Genomic DNA, 714 nt, shown 5'->3' with positions numbered 1-714 from the left:
CCTTGTTCCCGGCCTTTACGATCTTGTCCGCGAACTTAGCACCCGGCTTGTATAGTAGCACATTCATCTTCGCGCTGTACTTGACAACGGTGCCGCCCTGAGCCTCGACAAACGCCTCTTCGTCAGCCGAGCGGTAACTGGTCCAAGCCACATTGACCCCTGCTAGCTTCGCGCCTGCTGCCTTCTTCCGCACTGGCAGTTCGCCATCGATCTTGAACACGCCCTTAAGAGGACGATACCACGCTCGGAACTCTGCAACGCCATCCACCAACAGCTGGATCGTTGCGTGCGAGAACCCCTTGATGCGGCCCACCTCGTTCCAGATTCCTTGTTTGTCAAGGTTGCAGAGAGTTTTCATACTCATGCCCGCAGCCTCAAGCTGTTCGAGCTTGCGCACTCCCATCCCACCGCGCGTGAAAGCGCCGCTTGCCACCATCAACTTCTTGAGCGGGATCGTGTCGCCCAGCACGCGCACGAGTTCCCCGCGCATCTTAGGCCACTGGTTCTTGCCGAATGCGTCAATGAGCTGTGCGCGGAAATTAGACGGCGGACCTTCGACTCCTAGTTCGACCAACTGAGCCGTAGTGCGGACGCCCATCTCGTACAGCTTCGACAGTGACTTCTCAGCCAAACAGCTCGATGCCGAGCGTGGCACAGAAAAAGTGCATAGCCCGAATCTTGGGCACTGCGTCGTCACCGTCCGTCGAGTAGATG

Annotated in this window: 1 protein-coding gene; it reads right to left on the bottom strand. The window is 57.8% G+C overall.

The window, feature by feature from the left end:
* The coding region (locus tag AC1RPN_RS07990; protein ID WP_481763679.1) for a hypothetical protein at positions 1-631 on the bottom strand (631 nt) is incomplete at its 3' end.
* Positions 632-714: the final 83 nt, after the last annotated feature.

It is taken from the genome of Dellaglioa sp. CoH-57-MRSF-20, assembly GCF_056781955.1.
The sequence above is the reverse complement of the archived record's forward strand: the minus strand, read 5'-3'. Positions and strand labels throughout refer to the sequence as shown.